The 16,095-nt window shown below is 52.6% G+C and carries 16 protein-coding genes; 7 read left to right on the top strand and 9 right to left on the bottom strand.

From position 1 onward, the window contains the following. The 3 genes from WCE46_RS02760 to WCE46_RS02750 all read left to right on the top strand — a co-directional run. Positions 1 to 653, top strand: a 653-nt coding sequence (locus WCE46_RS02760) for a hypothetical protein (protein ID WP_424732174.1), incomplete at its 5' end; no start/stop codon positions are given. Positions 654 to 671: 18 nt separating this feature from the next. Beyond that, positions 672 to 1,043, top strand: a complete 372-nt coding sequence (locus WCE46_RS02755; protein WP_424732173.1) for a zinc-ribbon domain-containing protein — start codon at positions 672 to 674, stop codon at positions 1,041 to 1,043. Positions 1,044 to 1,284: 241 nt separating this feature from the next. Then, on the top strand, positions 1,285 to 1,926 hold the full coding sequence (locus WCE46_RS02750; RefSeq protein ID WP_424732172.1) for a metallophosphoesterase family protein: 642 nt from the start codon (positions 1,285 to 1,287) through the stop codon (positions 1,924 to 1,926). Here the strand turns inward: WCE46_RS02750 and cyaB are convergent. Then, entirely contained in the window at positions 1,916 to 2,443 is a 528-nt protein-coding gene (cyaB, locus tag WCE46_RS02745; protein ID WP_424732171.1) for a class IV adenylate cyclase, read from the bottom strand. The two genes, WCE46_RS02750 and cyaB, sit on opposite strands and share 11 nt — an antisense overlap. A 55-nt stretch (positions 2,444 to 2,498) precedes the next feature. Here cyaB and WCE46_RS02740 point away from each other — a divergent pair, with 55 nt between their 5' ends. Continuing rightward, entirely contained in the window at positions 2,499 to 3,176 is a 678-nt protein-coding gene (locus WCE46_RS02740; RefSeq protein ID WP_424732170.1) for an FKBP-type peptidyl-prolyl cis-trans isomerase, read from the top strand. A 154-nt stretch (positions 3,177 to 3,330) separates the two neighbouring features. Further along, positions 3,331 to 4,407 carry a hypothetical protein gene (locus tag WCE46_RS02735; protein ID WP_424732169.1) on the top strand — a complete coding sequence of 359 codons (1,077 nt, stop codon included), beginning with the start codon at positions 3,331 to 3,333 and terminating at the stop codon, positions 4,405 to 4,407. Between the two features lie 503 nt (positions 4,408 to 4,910). Here the strand turns inward: WCE46_RS02735 and WCE46_RS02730 are convergent. Together WCE46_RS02730 and rqcH are read right to left on the bottom strand one after the other, a co-directional pair. Then, positions 4,911 to 5,942, bottom strand: coding sequence for an mRNA surveillance protein pelota (locus WCE46_RS02730; RefSeq protein ID WP_424732168.1), 1,032 nt, complete (start codon positions 5,940 to 5,942; stop codon positions 4,911 to 4,913). Then, on the bottom strand, positions 5,939 to 7,843 hold the full coding sequence (rqcH, locus tag WCE46_RS02725; RefSeq protein WP_424732167.1) for a ribosome rescue protein RqcH: 1,905 nt from the start codon (positions 7,841 to 7,843) through the stop codon (positions 5,939 to 5,941). Before rqcH ends, WCE46_RS02730 begins: the two co-directional genes overlap by 4 nt. Positions 7,844 to 7,904: 61 nt before the next feature. Here rqcH and WCE46_RS02720 point away from each other — a divergent pair, with 61 nt between their 5' ends. Continuing rightward, a complete protein-coding gene (locus tag WCE46_RS02720; RefSeq protein WP_424732166.1) occupies positions 7,905 to 8,507 on the top strand; it encodes a PKD domain-containing protein in 603 nt (200 codons plus the stop codon). Between the two features lie 21 nt (positions 8,508 to 8,528). Then, positions 8,529 to 10,301: a ribosome biogenesis/translation initiation ATPase RLI gene (locus tag WCE46_RS02715; protein WP_424732165.1), complete on the top strand. Its 1,773-nt coding sequence runs from the start codon at positions 8,529 to 8,531 to the stop codon at positions 10,299 to 10,301. Between the two features lie 60 nt (positions 10,302 to 10,361). On the opposite strand, the gene WCE46_RS02710 is transcribed toward WCE46_RS02715, so the two are convergent. Genes WCE46_RS02710 through WCE46_RS02685 form a run of 6 tightly spaced genes read right to left on the bottom strand, consistent with a single transcriptional unit; the run spans position 10,362 to position 16,067 of the window. Further along, positions 10,362 to 11,588: a hypothetical protein gene (locus WCE46_RS02710; RefSeq protein ID WP_424732164.1), complete on the bottom strand. Its 1,227-nt coding sequence runs from the start codon at positions 11,586 to 11,588 to the stop codon at positions 10,362 to 10,364. After that, positions 11,566 to 12,057 (bottom strand): chemotaxis protein CheD, encoded by a 492-nt coding sequence (locus WCE46_RS02705; RefSeq protein ID WP_424732163.1) that lies wholly within the window; start codon positions 12,055 to 12,057, stop codon positions 11,566 to 11,568. The genes WCE46_RS02710 and WCE46_RS02705 overlap by 23 nt, the downstream gene beginning before the upstream one ends. 16 nt (positions 12,058 to 12,073) lie before the next feature. Continuing rightward, on the bottom strand, positions 12,074 to 12,685 hold the full coding sequence (locus WCE46_RS02700; RefSeq protein ID WP_424732162.1) for a chemotaxis protein CheC: 612 nt from the start codon (positions 12,683 to 12,685) through the stop codon (positions 12,074 to 12,076). A gap of 7 nt (positions 12,686 to 12,692) precedes the next feature. Then, a complete protein-coding gene (locus tag WCE46_RS02695; RefSeq protein ID WP_424732161.1) occupies positions 12,693 to 14,654 on the bottom strand; it encodes a chemotaxis protein CheW in 1,962 nt (653 codons plus the stop codon). After that, positions 14,647 to 15,696, bottom strand: coding sequence for a chemotaxis-specific protein-glutamate methyltransferase CheB (gene cheB / locus WCE46_RS02690; RefSeq protein WP_424732160.1), 1,050 nt, complete (start codon positions 15,694 to 15,696; stop codon positions 14,647 to 14,649). Before cheB ends, WCE46_RS02695 begins: the two co-directional genes overlap by 8 nt. Positions 15,697 to 15,704: 8 nt before the next feature. Next, on the bottom strand, positions 15,705 to 16,067 hold the full coding sequence (locus WCE46_RS02685) for a response regulator (RefSeq protein WP_424732159.1): 363 nt from the start codon (positions 16,065 to 16,067) through the stop codon (positions 15,705 to 15,707). Positions 16,068 to 16,095 lie beyond the last annotated feature (28 nt).

Here is a 16,095-nt window from a genome sequence, read left to right as displayed (position 1 = left end):
GGGCCGATAATGAGAACGGTGCTGCTTTTTGTAATTCGTGCGGAGCGGCTCTTAAGGATCCGGTTCACCCGGCCAATGCCGCCCTCCCGACCGAAATTCCCGAGGCACCAAAGAAAAAGCATGGTATCTTGTTCTACGGAGGAGTAATTATCGCGATAATTTTCATTCTTATCGTAGTTTCAGCAATAGTAGCGGCATTTGTTTTTACCACCCCTGTAGGAGTAAGTACGGCGGCATCAGCGACACCAGTTCCAAGCATGGTACTAACTCCGGTACCAACACAGACACCAACCACAGTACCTCCTACTGGATGGGTCTATAACCCCAATACAGGCGGTTATGTACAGTCGAGTACTCAATCTGCACCAACACCGTCTGGAACGGCATCGGGTTCGCTGACATTCTCCGGATCTGGTGATGATGTCCAGTCATTCACGGCAACCGGCTACGGGATCCGGATTTTCAGTATGTCTTATAACAGCGACGATAATTTTATTGTTTGGCTGAAAGATTCCGACGGCAATAAACTCGACCTCTTGGCAAATGAGATCGGATCATATTCAGGGAAACACTCATCGAGTCTGGACACGGGAACCTACTATCTCGACGTGACGGCCAGCGGCCCATGGAAGATAGAACTCACCACTCCGTGAGAGGCCTAAAAAAAGGATTTGGTTGAGGTAATAGAAACAGGAGAGAGAATGTTCTGTCAGAAATGTGGAAAGGAAAACAAAGAGGGGGCGGCGTTCTGTAATGCGTGTGGAGCACCTCTCATCCCTGTGATAACCTCATCGAAAGACAAAGTCATTCAAGCCAAAGTGAAGACAAAACGCGACCAAATTGAGGGAATAAGCCAAACAGGGCCGATACTGGCATGTTTGGTCGGCTTGCTATTCCTATTTTTAGGATTTTTGTTTAATTTTCTCATTCTTATATTCGGGCTGATCCTACTCGGAATTGCAATCTGGTGGAGTTCTGGCCGGGAGAACGAGAGGAAAAAACTGGAGAATGAGATCAAAGAACTTCAGGCAGAAATGGAATGAGTTTTGAAAAGAGGGCCGGTTTTGAGGTCGTGCTCTACCTGAAAAACAAAACGGAATCAATGCGCGTTTGATCTTGGGACTATCCCTTCCGAGATCTTGAAAATGACCGGGCCGGACGCGCGGTACGTCGGAAGAATTAATATCCCATAGGGAAATAACAGAGTAGAACGTTTTTCACGTCAGTTATCGTCCTGCTAACTGGGCGGTAAGGTTTTTTAGACCCCGTTTGAAATGATATACCATGAAAGATGTGCTTTTGATAGCAGATCTCCATGGTCAATTCGGTAAAATTGATTCATTTCTGGAATTGAATCCGGAAGCTGTATTTATTGCCGGCGATATCACCAATATGGGTCCGGTGGACACTGTTGACGATGTGCTTTCGCGCATTGACGTACCCTGTTTTGCGGTACCGGGCAACTGTGACCCCAGAGAGATCCTCGATACGCTTGAACACTCTGACGCGGTCTGCCTTCATGGCGCTCAGATGAACCTGGGGAAAATGACGCTCGTGGGCGTCGGTGGCTCCAACCCAACGCCGTTCAATACGCCGTTTGAGCTGACCGACAAGCAGATCGACGATCTGCTCCACGCTGCGACAGCAAAGATGGAAAAGACGGTTCATAATGTCCTCATTTCCCATGCGCCGCCGTATGAGACGCTCGACCTCGCGAACGGCGAACATGTGGGCAGCCAGAGCATCCGCCGCCACATGAAGGACTTTGATCTGGTCTGCTGTGCTCATATCCACGAGCAGCGCGGCGTCATGGATGTTGACGGCGTAAAAATCGTGAACCCCGGGCCCGCGATGGATGGCTACTGTGCCATGCTCCACTTCGGTACCGAGGCAAAAGACATAAAAGTCGAACTCCTCACCGTGTAGCGAGGATCAGTTCGAGATAGGAGGCGAGGATCGGCTCGCCGGAAATTCCCATCTCTTTTGCATAGTTCTGAATCCGGGCAGTGGCATCTGAACCGTTGTTTTCTGTCATGATCTCGATCTCGACAAAGGTCCCGAGGCCCTCAACGAGATCCAGCGCGAATGAAGCATTTTCGAGACGGTAGTTCTCCCGCCACTTGTTCACTTCGGCGGTCTTTGTAAATCCGAGCCGGGCAAGGATCTGTTCAAACACCTCTCCGGATTCGACCGTCGTGTTGAGCTCTTCGCGTGCCTTGAGCCCGTATTCGGGGAGTTTCTTTCCCTTGTACGTGACGAGGGCAGGGCCGTCAGTGTACCGTACTCTCAGGGCTTCGTCCGTGATCCCGAAGTCGCGGTGCGGGGCGTTGTAATAGATATCGTGTTCATGCTGTTTTCCCTGGAACCCGGCGTGCCGGGCGTTCAGGTTCTGCCGGATGGGATCGAGGGAATCCACCCTTACTTTGAGTTCTATTTCGAGCATTGTCGTGCCACACTTTTATCTGTCCCTGTTGCGATTTAATATAGTCAGGTGATGTATGGCAATAAACGAAGGAGATTTTGTTAAACTCAGTTATACTGGCAGCGCAAACGGCATAGTTTTTGATACTACCGAGGAAGAGGCGGCAAAGGCCGCGGATATCCACAGCACGACTGCCATCTACGGTCCGGTTACCATCTGTGTCGGGCAGAAGCACGTTATAGCTGGCCTTGACGAGGAACTCGTCGGGAAGGTTGTCGGCACCGAAGCCGACGTGACTGTTCCGCCGGAAAAGGCCTTTGGTGAACGTGACCTTAAAAAAGTCCAGTCGTTCCCGAAGAACAAGTTCAAGGACAAGCCGACCCGGGGGATGCGGATTAACGTCGAGGAACAGGGAGAAGGTGTGGTCGTCGATGTCATCGGCTCGAAGGTCATCGTCGATTTCAACCAACCCCTCGCCGGCCAGACGCTTACGTACCATTACAAGATTGAGGAGATCGTAAAGGACCCGCTGGAACAGTTTAAGGGTCTTATCCGGCTCTACGCCGGAAAGGATATGGAAGTTACCCTCGACGACAAAAAAGCAACGGTCACCCTCCCGCCCGGGATTAACTACGACCGACGCTGGCTCCTGTGGCATGGCCGGATCCTCCATGAAGGCTTCGAACTCGTGAATGGTATCTCCGAGATCACGCTTGTCGAGACCTACAAGAAGCCGGAGAAGAAGGAAGCATAATCCGGTTTATCAGAACAATTATTTTTTTAGCGTTTTTTTGGTTGAACCAGATCAATGGTTCAGGGTTGTTTTACGTGGTGATGAGCTGGCGCAGCCGGGATATTCTCCTGTCCTGTTAAACAATTTTTAATATCCTGCAGAATAACTGTAGTATATGAAAAATCCCGCCGGAATTTTCCTTGTCCTGAGTATTTTTCTTGTCCTGTGCGTGACCATTATGGGCTGTTCCAATAGTTCAGGCTCGACTGCAACTACTACAACAAGTGCAGTTACCACTGCGACAACAATAGCGCCGCTGTACACTGCGGGGGATATTGTATGGAGCTCATCTGCCAGCACCACGGCAGCCTGGCTGATTATCAGTTACGATCCTTCGACAGACTCGTACACCCGGGCATATATCCACAAAAACACTGACGGGTCCTGGGGATACCGTACAAACTCTGCCACGGACACGTCACCACGTTCGACGATGGAAAAAGTGTACACGGTAAAAATTACTCATGTGACCGTTTCATCGATACCCACAGCGGCGCCGACCCTCGTGGTATCAACAACCGTTGTTACCACGGTGACTACCACTACTGCCGCAACGGCGACAACGATCGCTGCCGGAGCACCCTCGTTCAAGGATATTGTTCCCAGTGAGGGATATGCCGGGACCTCGGTTGCCATTACCGATCTGCTGGGGAGTAATTTCCAGTCAGGAGCGACGGTGCAGCTGGCGCATGCGGGAAGCACCATCAATGCGACAAGTGTGGTATGGGTGGATTCATCTCACCTGACCTGTACCTTTGTTATCCCTTCGACTACCGCGACCGGATTTTGGGATGTCGTGGTTACCAACCCGGACGGGCAGTTTGTCTCCTATGCCAATGAGTTCACTGTTCATGGATCCACATCCACGGTGACAGCGACGCCAACAACGTCCGCTTCGACCGGGTCGATCACAATTACGAGTGTCTCTGCCATGCCTCTCGCAACGGGGACGGGTGCGAATATATGGTCAGGGAGACTTACCATTGATACCAGCACCACCCTCCAGCAGGGATTAACGGTCACGCTTTCAAATACGGTCACCGGGGCTAATGTCACAGTTAACAACGCTCCGTTGAATTCCAATACTGAGGCATATCCTTTATTCAGTGGGGTGCCGGCCGGGACATATAATGTGATTCTTACGAATTCTGATGGCAGTTACGGCACCTACAGCGGGTTCACGGTCAGTTAAGCACATTGGATCAGATAGGGCGAACCCATTTTTTCCGGTTTCTACGTGATCACATGGATATTGTGTGTTTTTCAGAATTGACAAAACATTGTTGATGTTTCCGGACCGGTGCAGGTTCCGGGCACATCTCTTTTCTTAAATGTGCCGGATAAATACGGTTCGCCGAACGAAGATCTTTTTTCCGGATAAAAAATATTCTCTCTCTTTTTTGCAAACGAAAAATTTTACCGGGCCGGGCGATCCGGTTTTTTTGTAAAAAAAGCGATCCCCTTGAAAAAATTCACGACGGTAAGAATAAAAACGTTGTTGGATATACATCCGAACTACGGATAATTATCCGTAATTCGGATAAGTAACTGACGCAAGAAAATTGCGATAAAATTATTTTTACCGGACAATGTACGATTCGGTCACTTTTTTTGTAAGTGTGGCGGGTTTACACTACTACCTGAATGCATCTGCAGGTAAAGAACCGGGCGCCGGATGCAGAACAGAATAAAAAATCAGCACGCCAGTTTATACCTGAGCAGGGCAGCAATCCCGCCCAGTGCCTCGAGGCGCTCCCCGGGCTCAAACTCGGTCGAGAGGACGACGATCGTTGCCTGCATCCTTTCAGCCGTCTCAACGAGCTGCATAACATCTTTATCCCGGAGCTGGGTGTCGGCGAGCAGCACTTCATCAACAGCGCCGTACTCGATCGCTGATGCCACTTGCTGTTTCCCGTAGGCAACCGCCCCGTCCCGGGAAATCCGAAGGAGCACCTCGTCCATCAGTTTTACCTCCCGGGAGAGCTGGATGTCGCCGATCAGTTTTTCGAGGGTTCCCGCGCCGATAACGTCCTGCACCGCGCCATGCCCGATCCTCCGGGTCTCGACCACAATTGCCCGCCCGGCAGGAGCGCTGTTGTTGTTCCTGGCATATCTGACAAAATCGTCTTTGACAAAGCCGGGGCCTGCAATGACGAGCGGTCCGGAGATCTCCGCGATAATTTTGAGCACAGCATCAAAAAAACCGGTCCGGCGGGTATCGGTCTCCCCTCCTTTTCCACTCCCTGCCGTGATGGTGACTGCGCTTTCTGGGCCGTACTGCCGGAGCCGGAAGAGCTCGGCCTCTCCCTCTTCGATGGTCAGGATGTGGATCACACCAAAGACCGATGATTTTACTGCCCGGGAAATCCGTTCGAGATCGACCGGCCGCCACTGGCGGATAATAGATATTTCATACCCGGTCTCGACGTTGATCGTGTGGTACGACCCGATGTCCACTCCGGACTCAATCGTACCTGTGATCCGGAGCCTCACCCCGTGCTCGGAGAACTCCACTCTTTCCGCCCGGATTCCCAGCCGTACCGGACGTTTCTCCACCTTTTCGGGACGGATCTTATCGGTTGCTGATTCGACGCTCCGGAATGTTGTCGCAAACACCAGGTCCCCGGGTTCGATAAGGTGCTGGAGGTGCCAGAGATCGTCAATGCTCTCCGGCAGGAGCCGTATTTCACCTGAATTATCCTTAAGTTCGCCGTACTCCGCTTTCATGGCGTCCCCGAAATATCCGAACCCCCGGGCGGGACAAAGGCTGCAACCGTATCGGTGTTCAGGATCCCTTTGAGCAATCTTTCCTCATCGGGACTGATATTCTGCCGGAGCTGACGCAGCACCTTCTTTGCCACATCGTTTGGCTCGTACTGGCCGGGTTTTAATTCGGCAAATGTCTTTGTCCGCGACCTGATCACGGCCGGCGGTCCGCCGATTACGGCTGCCTGCGGCTCCAGCACAAGGCCGATACCCACTGCAAGGGGGACATCACGGTAATAGGTACGTTCCCCCCGGACAATGAAGGAACCCCGGGTAACAAATTCCCCGGACTCCGGGGTCTTACTCACTTGGTTTGGCTGCGCACTGTACACATCGGCGGAAAAGTGTCCGCTCCGCCACGCGCCGGAGTACGATGCGGCAAACTGCGCCACCTCGTCCATCTTCTTTGTTGTGCCCTTTACGATCACGACACTTGCGCCGTGTACATCTGCATGCACAAAGAGATCGCCCCCGGTCATGTACTTCTTGACCAGCTCCTCGTTCTGCGATGCGTCCCGGCCGCCCAGCACCACCACGCCATCGCTTGTAACAAACCACCGGAACCGGTGGTACCAGAGTTTCTTCATGGGGACAATATCGTGCCGGACACTTTTGTTCTTCGGCTTGATGGTCTTCATTGCAAGAAGGGCGCCTTCTTTCTTCTTTTTGAATTTTTTTATCACGTCATAGTATCGGCCGGCATTCTGCTCGACACTCTCGTGGACGAAGATCTTCACCTTCTTTCCCATGTCGACCTCGACTGCCGCTTCGTCGGGATAGAATGTCACGATACGTTTTGCATCGGCCGAAGAAGTGTCCCGGAGGTGGTGCTCTATCTCCTGCCAGGAAAGGCGTTTGCTCGCTGCATCCAGCGATGAGATCACCTGTGCAACGAACTGGTAGTTCTCGTAGATCGCGGCAACAACCTCTTCGGTCTTTTTTATTTTCTCATCGAATTTTTTTATTGCCGTTTCCTGGTATTTGTGAATCCGTTCCGCTTCGGAGAGTTTTGGCTTTGATGTGACCCGGACTTTCTCTGCCTTGGTCATCGGGTAGAATGTCTCAAGTGCCTCGGAAAAACCGGAAAACCGGTTTTTGTCGCACGGTGTGCTGTCTGAACCTGCGGCGAGCACGACAGGTTCGCAGCTTGTGGCAGAAACAACCGGCTGACCGGCGTGCTGTACCATGTCAAAAAGTGCCTGGACTGCGGCAAACACCGTTCCGGGATCGGCTTTTTGTGCCGGTGTGGATTTCTCGATGCCGGCAGTCCGGCACACGTATTCAGCATAGGTGCCGCCCAGCATCCCGGCTATTGCAAGGGCACGCACGAGATCACGGTGGTCACCGGCAAGGGTTGCGGTGAGGTTTTCGGGAGATCCTGTCGGATCAGTGCCGCTCATCGTGTAGATGGCATCGGGTACGATATCCCGTTCCTTGAACCGGTGGTGGCGGAGTGGTTTTATGATCCGGTATGCTTCGTCAGTCAGGATCACGTTTCCTTCATCGAAGAGTTCGATGATGAGCCGGTAGGTAAGATCTCCTTTCCCGATATCGAAAATGAGTATCCTCTCTAACCCGTGCTGCCGGATCGCAAGCACCTTGCCACCCGAGACATATTTACGCAGGAGCATGGCAAACTGTGGCGGATTTTTCGGCGGGACCGGGAAATTTTTCACCAGGTGCGCCCGCCGGCCGGCCTCGATGAGCAACAGGTACTTCGCATGATTCTCCCCGTTTAAACGGATCCCGAGAGTGCGGGTTTCAAACTGGTAGACTTTGTCGATCCAGAGCGGCAGCTTAGCGCAGAGCTCATGTGTCACCGCCCTCACATCGATCCCGCTCATTCCCTGTGCAGTCGCCATGGATTATACCAACTTACATATGGCTTGCGCACTAAAAAATAAGACTACTGGGTGTAGCCTGATGACCGAAGAAGTGATCGTGGAAGAGCAACCGGCCCTTTCCCGGAAACAGAAAACCAAACTGGAAAAGCAGGCTGAACACATAGACCGGATACAGAGAACCGGTGTCGCCTGTATGATAGGAATCTTTGTTGGGATCCTGTCGTACTATCTCCAGGTGACGGTAAAAAGTGATATAGGGCTTCTTGCGTTCATGCTGATGCTTGCTGGGGTAGTTGTCCAGCGGCATATCTTCATCCTCCTGCATCAATCCTCAAAACTGGGTACAAAAGACTGGTTCTACCAGGGTTTCATGACGTTTGCATTCTGGTTCCTGACATGGACTATACTGCTTTCAACCACGGTACCGGTCGCCGGTTTCTCTTCAAACGTTAGTTCTGGTACTGCCCCGCTCACAGTTACTTTCAGCGATATCAGCACAAACACCCCGACTTCATGGAACTGGAGTTTCGGCGACGGCACGTTTTCAACAGTAAATAACCCGGAAAAGACATACTCATCTACGGGAAACTTCACGGTGAACCTCACGACCGCAAATGCCGCCGGAACCAATACGATAACGAAGAACGATTATATCACCGTCTTTCCGGCTCTCCAGTCCTGATCCCCACTTTTTGAGATCGCCATGAGAATCGCTATTGTCCATAAGGATCGCTGTCACGCGAAGAAGTGCGGAACCGAGTGCATTATCTACTGCCCCCGGGTACGGACCGGTGACGAAACCATTGTCATCGGTGAGGATAACAAGGCGGTCATATCAGAGGAACTCTGCGTCGGGTGTGGCATCTGCGTCAAGAAATGCCCGTTCGACGCGCTGGATATCGTGAGTCTGCCCGAAGAACTTGAGCACCCCACCCACCGGTACGGGAAGAACGGGTTTGCACTGTACGGGCTTCCCATCCCGGTGCAGGGAAAAGTCACCGGTATCCTTGGTGCCAACGGTATCGGGAAAAGCACCGCAGTGAAGATCCTCTCCGGGCAACTCCGCCCAAACCTCGGGAATTTCGATAATGAGGTTGCCTGGGAAGAAATCCTGAAACGTTATGCCGGAACCGAACTCTTTGACTACCTCCAGACAGTTTCAAAAAAGAGCAGGAAGATTGCGGTCAAACCGCAGTACATCGATTTTATCCCGAAAGTTTTTTCCGGGACGATCCGTGATTTGCTCAAAACGACCGATGAGCGGGGCAAACTTGCCGAACTCATTCCCGTGCTCAAACTTGATGCAATCATTGATCACCAGGTCAGCACGCTGAGCGGGGGAGAACTCCAAAGGGTGGCGATCGCGGCCTGCCTTGCCCGGAATGCCGACCTCTACTTCCTCGATGAAATAACGCCGTTCCTGGACATTTACCAGCGTATTTCCGCGGCCAAACTTATCCGTGAGCTCGCGATGGACCGCCCGGTCGTGATCGTTGAGCACGATCTTGCTATTCTCGATATGCTGGCAGACACGGTGCACGTAGGGTACGGCAAGCCAGCAGTATTCGGGGTCATCACCCGGCCAAAAGGCGTCCGTGTCGGTATCAACCAGTACCTCGAAGGATATCTTGCTGAAGAGAACGTACGGTTCCGGGACTCACAGGTGATCTTCGAGAAGCGGGCGCACGAGAAGGGCTCGAAAAGAGAAGACCTGGTGGATATTCCTGCCCTCACCAAGAAATACGATACGTTCCATCTGACGATCTCGGGTGGAACGATAAAGGCTGGCGAAGTGCTGGGGGTTATCGGGGCAAACGGCATGGGGAAAAGCACCTTTGCGAAACTGCTTGCCGGGGTTGAAAAACCCGATACCGGTACGATGGACACCAAACTCCGGATATCGTATAAGCCGCAATATATCAAACCGGACACGTCGGATTCGGTTGAATTGTATCTCCGTAAGTGCACCAGTAAATTTGATACTTCCTATTACCAGCACGAGATCATCGAACCCCTCTCGCTTGAGGCTATCCTCCAGTCACCGGTTGATTCCCTGAGCGGGGGAGAACTCCAAAGGGTGGCGATCGCGGCCTGCCTCTCACGGGATGCGGATCTCTATATCCTCGATGAACCAAGTGCACATCTTGATGTCGAGCAGCGCGTGAAGGTGACCCGGCTCATCAAGCACCACGCAGAAGGAAAAGCGGTGGCGATCCTCGTCATCGATCATGACATCTATCTCATCGATATGATCAGTGAACGGATACTTGTCTTTGAAGGTGAGCCTGGAATCGAAGGTACCGCAGCCGGTCCCTTTGCCATGCGGGACGGGATGAACCGGTTTTTAAAAGCGCTTGACGTCACGTTCCGTCGTGACCAGACCGGTCGGCCCCGGATCAACAAACCTGAGTCTTTCCTTGACCGGGAACAGAAAAGCCGTGGCGAATATTACTACTATGCTGCTGATGACGAATAGTCATCATGTTTTTTTATTGAACCCGTTTAACAGGTGCACTTTTCTATTAAACGCATTTTTTTAGCTGGATGGATAAAAAAACCGGGAGAACCCGAAAAGGGCGGTGAAGATCCCATCAAAGGGTGATGTGGCCTTCTGTTGCGGCACGTTTTCTGACGGTGTCGTTTGTGAGACGTTCAGCGGCTCAGGCACCGGTGTTGGGGGGGGTGTCGGGGTCATGGTCTCAACGGCGATAAGGGGCTCAGTTGATGCATCCCCGGTATAGTAACCGACCTCATCCGGCGTAGAGAACCACAACCGGTTATCCGCGTCGGTAAATACAGTCCTGATGCGGGGTGTGGTGCCAAACCCGTCAAAGGGCATCAGGTGGCAGGTGATCCGGGCGTTTTCCCATACATACATGCCATTATCGGTTGCCACATAGAGGGCGCCGTTCGATCCCCCGGCCACATCACTGATAAAAGAGGTCCCGGCGTCCAGATCTGACAGATGGATGAGCGGTGTAAATCCCGTTGCAGCGTCATAGTGCGCTACCTCCGTGGCATTGAAGAAATAGACCCCCCCGAGTGCATCGCGCCGTACATGGCCAAGCAGCCCGAACGGATCGCCCGTATCCTGTATTTTATCGAAACCGGCGGTGCCGTTTGCGGTCGTCACTTCCCAGAGACCCTCATGGTCTGTGGCAACGAAGAGGGTATCAGTTGCACTGTCGAGTGCCATACTGTCTGCCTCAAAGAATCCCGGCCCGTTTTGTGAGTACGGAGAAAACCACGTCCATGTTCCGTTGTGATACCGGTTCAGCCCCGAATTCCCGGTTGCGACCCACATATCGTCATCCCAGCGCTGGAGGCCTCGGATTTGGAGGCTTTTTAAAAGTTCCTGATCCTGTATCACGGTATAATCGTGCCCGTTATAGATCTGAATACCGTCTCCAAAACCAATCCAGAGGTTACCGGATGCGTCGTACTCAAGGGCCGTGACATAGTCCTCCATCAGGCCGGCAGAGATATTCGTCCGGTTGACATGCTGCGTGGTCCAGTACCCGGTGTAGGTTGAAAGACCAAATGCTGTTGCTACGAGGACTTCGCCATGCGGCCCGTTGATAATATCGGTTACCTGCGTGGAATGGATCGACCCGGCCGCCGGGATAAAAAGGTGGATTGCTCCATGGTTCTGCTGCACATCAGGAGATGCGGAAGTTCCCGTCAGATCCGCTGCCCCCGCTGCTACCGGAATAAGGAGGAGCAGAAAACACAAAAAAAGTTTAGATCTCGTGTGCGACGCCATCCGCGCTCCTGACGGTGACCTTCCCGCCATCGTCAGGATAGAACGCAACGGTCCTGCCGCTTTTTCCCCCGACCTCCTCTGAAGAGATACGGAGATGGTTGTCTGCGAGAATCGCCCGGACTTTCTCTGCATTCCGTTCCCCGATATTAAGATTATTGCCAAAATATTCAAACATGCATGCGCCCCCGGCCATTTTCACTACGAGCGATGCCTTTTGGCACCCCATATCTGACAGTTTGTTGAGAAGGAGGGGAACGGCGGTATCAGCGTATTTTCCCGGCCGATCGGTGCGCCCGGAACTTTCGGGCAGCATGATATGCACCATCGCCCCGATATGCCGGTCTTTGTCGTAGATGGTCAGACCGATGCAGGAACCAAGGCCGATCGCCATCATGGGTACGGAACCCACATGGTACTCACCAATACCAATCATGACGGGTACTTTATTCTGTGAGGATGGTTCAGGCATTCCGGTTCCGGTGGCATCAACTTGGTTTCATCAGGTTTTCCAGGCGTTCGACAAACGTTTTGAGCATGCTTGTCTCCGGCATCATGATGATGTCACTGTCGATCTTGTGTTCCTCACACATCAGTTCTGTGGAGAACAACATGACCTCATCAATCTCTTCCTGCATCTGTGCGATGAGGGACTGCATGGCGGCGTGTGCCATGTCGATGGTAAGCGATGGGGGTGAGGGGAGCATGATAAATCCGAGGAGTTCTGCAGTGGCATCAAGAAATGCCGACGCCATGATATTCCCGATCTCTAAAAGAGCGCTTTCGTCCATCTCGTTGAGCGCCCGGTCCGGATCGGTCAGCCCCAGCATGGTATTTGTCAGGCGGACCGCAGATTTACGGGAGATATAAAAGATGATATATCCCCCGTGGGGGATTTCACCCTGAAGTTCAAAGACCACAAGCGCCGCAGATTCATCCCCTATATGGTCTGCCAGCTGGGCAACATCCACTACCTTGATCTTAGGCACGCTCATCTCGACCGGGCTTGACAGCATCTGGGACAGGGTCGTTGCAGCGTGAGCCGCCCCTATGTTTCCCAGTTCCTGCATTGCGTCTACCTGAACTGATGACAATTTCATGGTTTGATCACTCCTGCATCGTGTTTACATCAAGAACCGGCACCACATCCCCGTCCCCGAGGATGGTTACCCCGCTGATGCCTTTTGTGGTCCCGATAAAACTGCTCAACGGCTTTACAACAACTTCCTGTTTCCCCTCTACAGCATCAACGGGAATACAGCATTTTCGTTTCTGGTACTGAACGACAATGAGGATCTCGCACCGGTCCGAGCTCCCGACCATCTCGTTAAGCCAGAGGATCTGGAGCACTTCATCCCGAAGCAGGGTAACTTCTCCTTTCCCGATCCGGTGGCTCTTATCCTTTCTGAAGTTCGCCACTTCGACAATGCTGCTGATCGGTATCGCCAGCCGTTTCTTGTTGAGCCGGACTATCATTACATCGACGATTGCCATTGTCGGGGGAAGCAGGAGTTCAAACGTGCTCCCTTTACCGGGTTTCGTCTCTACTTTAATCGTACCTTTGAGCGATTCGATCGCCCTCTTTACAACGTCGAGACCTACGCCTCTCCCTGATATATCCGTTATAGTATCGGCCGTGGAAAAACCCGGCATAAAGAGCAGTTCGATGGCCTGATCCGTAGTGAGTGTCGCGGCGACATCTTCTGTTATCAGTCCTTTTTCCACGGCTTTTCTCTTGACTTTTTCCACATTAATGCCGGCTCCATCGTCTGTCAGTTCGATGATAACATTATCCCGGTCGCGATGTGCTGAAAGTCTGACGAGGCCTTTTCTTGCCTTACCCGCATTTTCGCGGAGATCCGGATCTTCTATACCATGGTTTACGGCATTTCTGATCAGGTGGAGGAGTGGATCATTGAGGCCGTCCATCACGCTGCGGTCAAGCTCGGTCTCCCCCCCCTCCATGATAAACTCGACCTCCTTGTGGTCGTACTGGGCAACATCGCGCACGACCCGGGGGAGGCGGTTGAAAATATGGGAGAGCGGGATCATACGGATCGTCATCATCAGATTCTGGAGTTCGGACACCGACCTGTCCACCATGCTGATCGCTTCATCCATCTCTTTTATCTTGTGCTCCTCTGCGATCTGCTTGAGCCTGCCCCGGTTAATCACCAGATCCTCAACGAGGTTCATGATATGATCGAGCTGGGTAATATCGACCCGGAGATTTTTTATCTCCCGGTTCTTATCCGTGGCAGCCGGCTGCTTCCTGTCGGGTTCTCCGGGTTTTTTTGCCACACCGGGTTCGGCCGGCAGGGAAGCCGGTGTTTCCTTTGCCCGGATCTCTACAGAATCAATCTCGGTTCCCATAGCGGCGGTTTTGAGTGCCTCTTCCCCGGCATCGCTGGCGATGGTGAGATGAACAGTGCCGTCAAACTGCCCTTCATCGAGGGCCTCCTTTGACGGCTGCATGGACCGGATCGTACCCAGTGTCTCCAGGTTCTGTATCGCTATGAGGGCCCGGACATCTTTCATCATGCATTCCGGGGCAACCACAATCGTCATTGTAAATTCCGGTCCGGCATCTGTTGCAGGAAGATCTGAAGGCTGGCACTCTGCCCCGGCACGTGTGTCCTCATCCTTTGAGGGAATCTTCTTTTTCTCATGTCCGGTAGTGGTGCCGTGCTGCTGCAGCCAGGTACGCAGTGCCTGCACCTGCTCGTCGGGATTTTTGGATGAGGAATCGCCGCCGGCTTCGATATCATCCAGCATCTCCTCGATAAGATCGGTGCAGGCAAGGAGAATATTCTCAAGCTCTTCAGACATTTCTGTACTGCCGTTCCGTATCAACTGGAATACGTCTTCCATGGTGTGGCAGAGGCGTTCCATGTCTGCAAAACCCATGGAAGCGGAGGCACCTTTGAGTGTATGGATCGACCGGAAGATCTCGTCAATCGCGCTCTGGTCGGCACCATTTTCCAGTACCAGAAGGTTCTTGACGAGATTTTCGTGGTTTTCCCGGGATTCAGCGACGAACAATGACCGGTACTGCTCAAATTCAGACATGTGCATCCTCCACCATTTTTGCTACAAGCCGTTCCACCGCATCCGGAATCCTTGCAAGCGGGAGTACCGAATCTACGGCATTATTCTGGATGGCAGAGCGTGCCATGCCATAGACAAGGCAGTCTTTCTGATCGCAGATAATACTTGTTCCGCCTGCCAGTTTTATAGCCGATGCTCCTGCGCCGGCATCGTTTCCCATCCCGCTTAAAATGACAGATACGATGTTTTTCCCAAAGACCTGTGCAGCGGATTCAAAGGTCTTGTCCACGGCAGGCCGGACACCGTGAACCGGTGGCGCATTGGAATGAATGATCCTTCCTGTTCGTTTCCCGTCTTTTGTCATCGCCGCTCCAATCATCGTGTGGACGCCGGCCTTTGAAAGAAGCACCGTACCGTTTTTGAGCATATCCCCGTTCTCAGTCTCCTTTACCGGCATATGGGCGAGACGGTTGAAACGGGCTGCAAGCGGTGCGGTAAAGCCTACCGGCATATGCTGGGTGACGACAACTGCGGCGGGAAGGTCCGCAGGCAGTTTTGAGAGAAGGGCATCCAGCATCTGCGGTCCACCGGCGGATGACCCGATCAGGACAACCCGTTCTGCACTCCCGTCTTTTTGAGGGGTCGTATGCATATGTTCCTGCGGCAGGGGAAGATCCGTTGTGAGATGGTGTATGGTTGCAACCAGCTCATCCGCGATGAGCCGGAGCTGCGGGAGATCCTTTGGCTTGAGCAGGAAATCATCGGCACCCAGCCGGATCGCCTCGGTGGTCATCACTGCCCCCTCCGAGGTGAGGGAACTCAACATAAGTGTTTTCGGGCGCCATGGGGCTTTTTTTAATTCTCGCAGTACCTCGAGGCCGTTCATCCTGGGCATCTCGATGTCCAGTGTGATCAGGTCTGGTTTGAGGGTGCCGATCTTTTCCAGGGCATCAATACCGTTTGATGCAGTTCCCACTATCTCAAGGGAATGATCCTTTTGCAGCATGTCCCGGATGACCGTTCGCATGAATACGGAGTCATCAACGATAAGAACCCTTGACATGGCGGCAGCTAGGATGCAAGCACATTCTTGACTTCTTCGAGAACTTTGGGTGCCTGGAACGGCTTGACGATATATCCCTTGGCACCGGTTTTTATGGCCAGTTTGACCATCTGTTCCTGCCCGACGGCCGTGCACATGATCACACGGGCGCCGGGATCGAGCTGTTTGATTGCTTTGAGGGCTTCGATCCCGTTTACCTTGGGCATGACCACATCCATCGTGACAAGGTCCGGTTTCAGTTCCTTGTACTTCACCACTGCTTCTTCACCATTTGCCGCCTCGCCCGCTATTGTATGGCCCCCGGAGAAGAGAATATTTTTAAGAAGCGTTCTCATGAAGAGAGTATCATCCACAATCAGAATGGTTCCCATGAAGTATCAGACAGAATATTGGTATATG

This window comes from Methanoregula sp., from assembly GCF_049690535.1.
GTDB lineage: Archaea > Halobacteriota > Methanomicrobia > Methanomicrobiales > Methanospirillaceae > Methanoregula.
This window is presented reverse-complemented; position numbering and strand designations above follow the sequence as displayed.

Excerpts from the sequence above, each read along its gene's own strand:
- WCE46_RS02750 (WP_424732172.1), top strand. The coding sequence starts at position 1,285 with ATGAAAGATGTGCTTTTGATAGCAGATCTCCATGGTCAATTCGGTAAA.
- cyaB (WP_424732171.1), bottom strand. The coding sequence starts at position 2,443 with ATGCTCGAAATAGAACTCAAAGTAAGGGTGGATTCCCTCGATCCCATC.
- WCE46_RS02740 (WP_424732170.1), top strand. The coding sequence starts at position 2,499 with ATGGCAATAAACGAAGGAGATTTTGTTAAACTCAGTTATACTGGCAGC.
- WCE46_RS02735 (WP_424732169.1), top strand. The coding sequence starts at position 3,331 with ATGAAAAATCCCGCCGGAATTTTCCTTGTCCTGAGTATTTTTCTTGTC.
- WCE46_RS02730 (WP_424732168.1), bottom strand. The coding sequence starts at position 5,942 with ATGAAAGCGGAGTACGGCGAACTTAAGGATAATTCAGGTGAAATACGG.
- rqcH (WP_424732167.1), bottom strand. The coding sequence starts at position 7,843 with ATGGCGACTGCACAGGGAATGAGCGGGATCGATGTGAGGGCGGTGACA.
- WCE46_RS02720 (WP_424732166.1), top strand. The coding sequence starts at position 7,905 with ATGACCGAAGAAGTGATCGTGGAAGAGCAACCGGCCCTTTCCCGGAAA.
- WCE46_RS02715 (WP_424732165.1), top strand. The coding sequence starts at position 8,529 with ATGAGAATCGCTATTGTCCATAAGGATCGCTGTCACGCGAAGAAGTGC.
- WCE46_RS02710 (WP_424732164.1), bottom strand. The coding sequence starts at position 11,588 with ATGGCGTCGCACACGAGATCTAAACTTTTTTTGTGTTTTCTGCTCCTC.
- WCE46_RS02705 (WP_424732163.1), bottom strand. The coding sequence starts at position 12,057 with ATGCCTGAACCATCCTCACAGAATAAAGTACCCGTCATGATTGGTATT.
- WCE46_RS02700 (WP_424732162.1), bottom strand. The coding sequence starts at position 12,685 with ATGAAATTGTCATCAGTTCAGGTAGACGCAATGCAGGAACTGGGAAAC.
- WCE46_RS02695 (WP_424732161.1), bottom strand. The coding sequence starts at position 14,654 with ATGTCTGAATTTGAGCAGTACCGGTCATTGTTCGTCGCTGAATCCCGG.
- cheB (WP_424732160.1), bottom strand. The coding sequence starts at position 15,696 with ATGTCAAGGGTTCTTATCGTTGATGACTCCGTATTCATGCGAACGGTC.
- WCE46_RS02685 (WP_424732159.1), bottom strand. The coding sequence starts at position 16,067 with ATGGGAACCATTCTGATTGTGGATGATACTCTCTTCATGAGAACGCTT.